Genomic DNA, 8,034 nt, shown 5'->3' on the forward strand with positions numbered 1-8,034 from the left:
CCGGCACCCCGGTACCCGGAACCCCGCAAGCCCCCCACGGCAGACGACCAGAAGACAAACGGAAGCCCCCGTTCACCCCGGGGGCCGACGGGGCCGACGGGGCCGCATCCGAACCCGCCATGAACCGGCCCCGTCAGGGCCGAAAGCCACCGCCCCGGCTACTCGTCCTCGGCCAGCGTCAGCTCGACGCCGCCCACGAAGCCCGCCGAGAGGTTGTAGATGAAGGCGCCCAGCGTCGCCAGCGCCGTCGCCAGGACGACGTCGATGACCGCGATGATCGACGTGAACATCAGGACGCGCGGCAGCGACAGGAAGGACTGCAGGTCGAAGCCGTTGGACTCGTTCGAGCCCGTCGCCTCGGAGATCGTGCCGCCGACCGTGGAGAAGACGCCCATCGCGTCCATGACCATCCACAGGACGGCCGCCGCGACGATCGTGCAGATGCCGAGCGCGATGGAGAGCAGGAAGCTGACCTTCATCACCGACCACGGGTCGGCCTTGGCCACCCGCAGCCGCGCCTTGCGCGTACGCGGGGTCGTGCGCGCCCCCGTCCGCGGCCGGCGCACCGCGCCCGTCTGCGCGCCCTGCTGATACGCCTGCGGCGGGTGATACGGCTGGGAGGCCTGCTGCTGGCGCGGGCGCTCGCCGGGCAGCGCCCCGCCGCCCGTCGCGCCCTTGGCACCCCCGTAGGAGGCGTCGTACTGGCCAGAAGCCTGACCAGCGGTCCCTGGCCCTCGGGTGTCCGTCACAGTCCCCCCCTGGGATCCATGAGACTCATCTGAGTCGTGTGCATCTGCGGCGGAGCCACGGGCACCGTCCGTGCCGGTAGTGCCGGTCCGATTCGCCCCGGCGCCCGTGGCTCCACTCACGATGACTCACTCCTCGCGCTACTCGGCCGAGGAGTCCGTGCCCTCGTCCGTACCGACGACCGGCTCGGCGGCGTCCGACTCGTCGACGACATCGCCATCGACTTCCTCGGCCTCGCGTCCGGCCTCGGCGTTACGAGCGATACCGACCACGGCATCGCGCTTGCCCAGGTTGATCAGTTGGACGCCCATGGTGTCACGGCCCGTCTCCCTGACCTCGTTGACTCGCGTACGAATCACACCACCGGACAGCGTGATGGCGAGGATCTCGTCGCTCTCCTCGACCACCAGCGCGCCGACCAGCTCGCCGCGGTCCTCCACGATCTTGGCGGCCTTGATGCCGAGGCCACCGCGACCCTGAACGCGGTACTCGTCGACGGCAGTCCGCTTTGCGTACCCACCGTCGGTGGCGGTGAACACGAACGTACCCGGACGGACAACATTCATCGAGAGCAGTTCGTCGCCGTCGCGGAAACTCATTCCCTTGACGCCCGAAGTGGCGCGGCCCATCGGGCGCAGCGCGTCGTCCGTTGCGGTGAACCTGATCGACTGGGCCTTCTTGCTGATGAGCAGCAGGTCGTCCTCGGCCGAGACGAGCTCCGCGCCGATCAGCTCGTCGTCCGAACCGTCCTCAGTCTCGCGGAGGTTGATGGCGATGACGCCACCCGACCTGGGTGAGTCGTAGTCCTTGAGCGGGGTCTTCTTTACGAGGCCGCCCTTGGTCGCGAGGATCAGATAGGGCACCGCTTCGTAGTCACGGATCGCGAGGATCTCGGCGATCTGCTCGTCCGGCTGGAAGGCGAGGAGGTTCGCCACGTGCTGGCCGCGGGCGTCGCGTCCGGCGTCGGGCAGTTCGTACGCCTTGGCGCGGTAGACGCGGCCCTTGTTGGTGAAGAACAGCAGCCAGTGGTGCGTCGTCGACACGAAGAAGTGGTCGACGATGTCGTCCTGCTTCAGCTTCGTGCCGCGCACGCCCTTGCCGCCGCGCTTCTGCGAGCGGTAGTCCTCGGTCTTGGTGCGCTTGATGTAGCCACCGCGCGTGATGGTGACGACGATGTCCTCTTCGGCGATCAGGTCCTCGATGGACATGTCGCCGTCGAAGGGCACGAGCGCCGAGCGACGGTCCTCGCCGAACTTCTCGACGATCGCCGCGAGCTCCTCGCTGATGATCTGGCGCTGCTTCTCGGGCGAGGCCAGGATCGCGTTGTACTCGTTGATCTTCGCCTGGAGCTCGTCGTGCTCGGCGACGATCTTCTGGCGCTCCAGGGCGGCGAGCCGGCGCAGCTGCATCTCGAGGATGGCGTTGGCCTGGATCTCGTCGATCGACAGGAGGCCCATCAGGCCCTCGCGCGCGATGTCGACGGTCTGGCTGCCGCGGATGAGCGCGATGACCTCGTCGATGGCGTCCAGGGCCTTGAGCAGGCCGCGCAGGATGTGGGCCCGCTCCTCGGCCTTGCGCAGGCGGAACTTCGTACGCCGGACGATGACCTCGATCTGGTGCGTCACCCAGTGGCGGATGAACGCGTCCAGGGAGAGGGTGCGCGGCACACCGTCGACCAGGGCCAGCATGTTGGCGCTGAAGTTCGACTGCAGGTCGGTGTGCTTGTAGAGGTTGTTCAGGACGACCTTGGCGACCGCGTCCCGCTTCAGGACGATGACCAGGCGCTGGCCGGTGCGCGAGGACGACTCGTCGCGGACGTCGGCGATGCCGCCGATCTTGCCGTCCTTCACCAGGTCGGCGATCTTCTGCGCGAGGTTGTCGGGGTTGGTCTGGTACGGGAGTTCGGTGACCACCAGGCACTGGCGGTTCTGGATCTCCTCGACCGCGACGACCGCGCGCATCGTGATGGAGCCGCGGCCCGTGCGGTAGGCCTCCTCGATGCCCTTGCGGCCCACCACGAGGGCGCCGGTCGGGAAGTCGGGGCCCTTGATGCGCTCGATGAGCGCGTCGAGCAGCTCCTCGTGGGAGGCGTCGGGGTGCTCCAGCGCCCACTGCGCGCCCGCCGCGACCTCGCGGAGGTTGTGCGGCGGGATGTTGGTGGCCATGCCGACCGCGATGCCCGCCGAGCCGTTGATCAGCAGGTTCGGGAAGCGCGCCGGCAGAACCGTCGGCTCCTGGTTGCGGCCGTCGTAGTTGTCCGTGAAGTCGACGGTCTCCTCGTCGATGTCACGGACCATCTCCATGGCCAGCGGCGCCATCTTGCACTCGGTGTAGCGCATGGCGGCCGCCGGGTCGTTGCCCGGGGAGCCGAAGTTGCCGTTGGAGTCCACCAGCGGCATCCGCATCGACCACGGCTGGGCGAGGCGCACCAGGGCGTCGTAGATGGAGGAGTCGCCGTGCGGGTGGTAGGTGCCCATGACGTCGCCGACGACGCGGGCGCACTTGTAGAAGCCCTTCTCGGGGCGGTAGCCGCCGTCGTACATCGCGTACAGGACGCGGCGGTGGACGGGCTTCAGACCGTCGCGTACGTCGGGCAGCGCGCGGGACACGATGACGGACATCGCGTAGTCGAGATACGAGCGCTGCATCTCCGTCTCGAGCCCGACGGGCTCGACACGCATGCCCACGCCAGGAACGGTGGGTTCCTCTTCGGGCGTCACAGGGGTGTTCTCGTCGGCCATTGCTGGTCAAAGTCCTTTCGAGGTGCGGCTGGTACGGGCCGACTCAGATGTCGAGGAAGCGAACGTCCTTGGCATTGCGCTGGATGAAGGAGCGCCGTGCCTCGACGTCCTCGCCCATCAGCACCGAGAAGAGGTCGTCGGCCTGCGCCGCGTCGTCCAGGGTCACCTGGCCGAGAACGCGGTGTTCCTGGTCCATCGTCGTGACGCGCAGCTCCTCGGCGTTCATCTCGCCGAGACCCTTGAAGCGCTGGACCGAGTCGTCCTTGATGCGCTTGCCGGCCTGCCGCCCGAGCTCCACCAGGGCGTCGCGCTCCCGGTCCGAGTACGCGTACTGGAAGTCGTCACGGGACCACTTGATCTTGTACAGCGGGGGACGCGACAGGTAGACGTGCCCGGCTTCGACCAGCGGCCGCATGAAGCGGAACAGGAAGGTCAGGAGCAGCGTGTTGATGTGCTGACCGTCGACGTCGGCGTCCGCCATCAGGATGATCTTGTGATAGCGGAGCCTCTCGATGTCGAAGTCCTCGTGCACACCGGTGCCGAAGGCGGAGATGAGGGCCTGGATCTCCTGGTTGTGCAGGATCTTGTCGACGCGGGCCTTCTCGACGTTCAGGATCTTGCCTCGGATGGGCAGGATCGCCTGGTACATCGGGTCGCGGCCGGACTTCGCCGAACCACCGGCGGAGTCACCCTCGACGATGAAGATCTCGCACTTCGTCGGGTCGTTCGACTGGCAGTCGGAGAGCTTGCCCGGCAGGGAGGCGGTCTCCAGGAGGCCCTTGCGGCGGGTCAGGTCGCGCGCCTTGCGGGCGGCGACACGGGCCGTGGCGGCCTGGATGCCCTTGCGGATGATGTCCGCGGCCTCGTTCGGGTTGCGGTCGAACCAGTCCGTGAGGTGCTCGTGGACCACCTTCTGGACGAAGGTCTTCGCCTCGGTGTTGCCCAGCTTGGTCTTGGTCTGGCCCTCGAACTGGGGCTCGCCCAGCTTGACCGAGATGATGGCGGTCAGACCCTCGCGGATGTCCTCGCCCGTGAGGTTGTCGTCCTTCTCGCGGAGCAGCTTCTTGTCGCGCGCGTAGCGGTTGACCAGGCCCGTCAGTGCGGCCCTGAAGCCCTCCTCGTGCGTACCGCCCTCGTGCGTGTGGATCGTGTTCGCGAAGGAGTACACGCCCTCGCTGTACTGCGAGTTCCACTGCATCGCGATCTCGGCCGAGAGGAGACGCTCCTTGTCCTCGGCCTCGACGTCGATGACGGTCGGGTGGATGACCTCACCCTTGCGGGAGTTGAGGTACTTCACGAAGTCGACGATGCCGCCTTCGTAGTGGTACGTGACCGTGCGGGCCTCGTCGTCGTCGCTCGACTCGGCCGAGTCCGCACCGGCGACGGCCTTCGCCGACTCGCGCTCATCAGTGAGTTTGATCGTCAAACCCTTGTTGAGGAACGCCATCTCCTGGAAACGCCGTGCCAGCGTCTCGAAGGAGTACTCGGTCGTCTCGAAGACGTCCGGGTCCGCCCAGAAGGTGACCGTGGTGCCCGAGTCCTCGACCTGCTCGTGCTTGGCGAGCGGAGCCGTCGGCACACCCAGCTTGTAGTCCTGGGTCCAGCGGTAGCCGTCGCGCTTGATCTCGACCGAGACCTTGGTCGACAGGGCGTTCACGACGGAGACGCCGACGCCGTGGAGACCACCGGAGACGGCGTAGCCACCGCCGCCGAACTTGCCGCCCGCGTGGAGCACGGTCAGCACGACCTCGACGGCCGGCTTCTTCTCCACGGGGTGGATGTCGACGGGAATGCCTCGGCCGTTGTCGACGACGCGCACGCCGCCGTCGGCGAGGATCGTGACGTCGATCGTGTCCGCGTGTCCGGCGAGGGCCTCGTCGACGGAGTTGTCGACGACCTCCTGCACCAGGTGGTGCAGACCACGCTCACCGGTCGAACCGATGTACATGCCGGGTCGCTTGCGAACCGCGTCCAGACCCTCGAGGACGGTGATCGCGCTGGCGTCGTACGAGGCGTTGGCCTCGTCGTTCACGCCTGCGTCGGTGGACGGGATGTTCTCGTTGGGGTTGCCGGAATCGGCCACGAAGCGCCCTTTCTGGCACAGCACAAGCCAAGCACCCGGCGGTGGCCGGAGCGGCTGCGGCGTGTTTGTTCGGTAAGCCCTAGTCAGCGTTGCTCGGTGCGTCCCACAAGTGGGGCGGGATTAGCTTCCAGTCTACCGGTAGCGCTGACAGTGATGGGGGTTTGCCGGTACCTGAGTCCTCATGTGCCGCCCTGAACCGGCCTCGGCCGACTCCCCATATGCGGCCCAGGGCTCCAGAACGCTCACAGCGGCACTCAGCGCTTCGGGACGTCAACCACGAGCTACCGTCGGGAACGGCCTCAGCCGTAGGTGTCGCCGGGGCCCGTGCTGCCCGGTGCGCGCAAGGGTCCGAAGCGACGCGCGGGACCCCCGGGACCGAGGACTTTGATGAGGCGCACGGTGCCGTGGCCGAGGTCCTCGTTGAGGCGCGCGACCAGCTGCGGGGCGAGCAGGCGCAGGTTCGTCGCCCACGCCGTCGAGTCGCACTGCACGGTCAGGACGCGCTCGTCCTCGTCGTACCGCTGCGGGACGCAGTGCTTGGCCAGGTCGTCGCCGACGATCTGCGGCCAGCGGCCCATCACGCCGCCCACCGCGGCCGGCGTCTCCCAGCCGCGCTCGGTGATCAGACGGTTGATGGCGGAGCCCAGCGGCAGCGGATCGCGGCCGTCCGCGCGGGCACCGGAGCGCAGGCCGCCGCGCCGGGCCTGCTTCTTCTGCTGTGCGGCGTCGCCACGCGCGCGTGCCTGCTCCTTCGCGGCGCGCAGGGCGACCCGGGCGAGGTCGACGCCGGAGGGCTCAGGGGTCTTCGGAGCGGGTGCGGACGAGTTCTCGGCCGCCTCCTTGGCGGGCTCGTCGGCGCTCATACGCGCTCCACCGCGCCGTCGGACACCGCGTACCGCGTGCCGGTGAGCACGTCCGGGACGTCGTCGTCCACCGCGGCGGTGACCAGCACCTGCTCGCCCGGGGCGACCAGCTCCGCGAGCCGCTCCCTGCGCCGGGCGTCCAGCTCCGCGAAGACGTCGTCGAGGACGAGGACCGGCTCATTGCCCTCGGCCCTGAGCAGGTCGTACGAGGCCAGGCGCAGCGCCAGGGCGTACGACCAGGACTCGCCGTGGCTCGCGTACCCCTTCGCGGGGAGCTGGCCCAGCTTGAGGAGCAGGTCGTCGCGGTGCGGGCCGACGAGGGTGACGCCGCGCTCGATCTCCTGCTTGCGGGCCTCTTCGAGGGCGGCGATCAGCTGTTCGTAGAGCTCCTCGCGCGTGTGCCCCTCGCCGGGGGCCGACGGCTTGTACTCCAGGGAGATCGGGCCGCCGCCGGGCGCCAGCTGTTCGTACGCCTTGTCGGCCAGCGGCTGCAGCGCCGAGATCAGGTCGAGCCGCTGCGCGAGCAGCTCGGCGCCCGCGCGCGCGAGGTGCTGGTCCCAGACGTCGAGGGTGGACAGGTCCATGGACCGCCCGCCGTGCCGACGGGCGAGCGCGGCGGACTTCAGGAGGGTGTTGCGCTGCTTGAGGACGCGGTCGTAGTCGGACCGGACGCCCGCCATGCGCGGGGAGCGGGCGGTGATCAGCTCGTCGAGGAAACGCCGGCGCTCCCCGGGGTCCCCCTTGATCAGCGCGAGGTCCTCGGGCGCGAACAGCACGGTCCGTACGATCCCCAGCACGTCACGTGGTCTGACCTGAGAGGACCTGTTGATGCGGGCGCGATTGGCCTTGCCCGGGTTCAGTTCGAGCTCGATCAGCTGCTGGCGCTCGCCCTGCCGGACCGCGGCCCTGACGACGGCGCGCTCGGCGCCCATGCGCACCAGCGGCGCGTCCGAGGAGACCCGGTGGCTGCCGAGCGTGGCGAGGTAGCCGACGGCCTCGACGAGATTGGTCTTCCCCTGGCCGTTCGGCCCCACGAACGCGGTGACGCCCGGATCGAGAGGGACCTCGACCCGGGCGTACGAGCGGAAGTCGGCCAGCGACAGATGCGTGACGTGCATGGTGTGCGCCGACCTCCCCCGGCATGCCCGTGCTCAGCGCACAGGCTGTGGATTACTTCTTCTCCACCGCGTGGCCGCCGAACTGGTTGCGCAGCGCGGCGATCATCTTCATCTGCGGCGAGTCGTCCTGGCGCGAGGCGAAGCGCGCGAAGAGCGACGCGGTGATCGCCGGCAGCGGGACGGCGTTGTCGATGGCGGCCTCGACGGTCCAGCGGCCCTCTCCGGAGTCGGCCGCGAAGCCGCGCAGCTTCTCCAGGTGCTCGTCGTCGTCCAGAGCGTTGACGGCGAGGTCCAGCAGCCAGGAACGGATGACCGTGCCCTCCTGCCAGGAGCGGAAGACCTCACGCACGTCCGTGACCGAGTCGACCTTCTCCAGGAGCTCCCAGCCCTCGGCGTAGGCCTGCATCATCGCGTACTCGATGCCGTTGTGGACCATCTTGGAGAAGTGGCCGGCGCCGACCTTGCCCGCGTGCACCGCCCCG

The 8,034-nt window shown here is 68.8% G+C and carries 5 protein-coding genes and 1 pseudogene; all 6 read right to left on the minus strand.

The genetic code is table 11. The features are described 5' to 3' along the window. Positions 1–158: 158 nt before the first annotated feature. Positions 159–869, minus strand: coding sequence for a DUF3566 domain-containing protein (locus tag AOK22_RS17955; RefSeq protein WP_055699684.1), 711 nt, complete (start codon positions 867–869; stop codon positions 159–161). Between the two features lie 18 nt (positions 870–887). Further along, the gene (gene gyrA / locus AOK22_RS17960; protein WP_055699685.1) at positions 888–3,488 is read right to left on the minus strand and encodes a DNA gyrase subunit A; all 2,601 of its coding nucleotides are present in this window, start codon (positions 3,486–3,488) and stop codon (positions 888–890) included. A gap of 43 nt (positions 3,489–3,531) precedes the next feature. Then, positions 3,532–5,595 carry a DNA topoisomerase (ATP-hydrolyzing) subunit B gene (gene gyrB, locus AOK22_RS17965; RefSeq protein WP_055699686.1) on the minus strand — a complete coding sequence of 688 codons (2,064 nt, stop codon included), beginning with the start codon at positions 5,593–5,595 and terminating at the stop codon, positions 3,532–3,534. Positions 5,596–5,870: 275 nt separating this feature from the next. Continuing rightward, positions 5,871–6,434, minus strand: coding sequence for a DciA family protein (locus AOK22_RS17970; protein WP_055699687.1), 564 nt, complete (start codon positions 6,432–6,434; stop codon positions 5,871–5,873). Further along, positions 6,431–7,552, minus strand: coding sequence for a DNA replication/repair protein RecF (gene recF, locus AOK22_RS17975; RefSeq protein WP_055699688.1), 1,122 nt, complete (start codon positions 7,550–7,552; stop codon positions 6,431–6,433). Before recF ends, AOK22_RS17970 begins: the two co-directional genes overlap by 4 nt. 52 nt (positions 7,553–7,604) lie before the next feature. Beyond that, positions 7,605–8,034 (minus strand): annotated as a pseudogene (locus AOK22_RS17980) (6-phosphogluconate dehydrogenase); the annotation flags it as partial.

Source organism: Streptomyces silaceus, from assembly GCF_001419745.1.
Classification (GTDB): Bacteria; Actinomycetota; Actinomycetes; order Streptomycetales; family Streptomycetaceae; genus Streptomyces; species Streptomyces silaceus.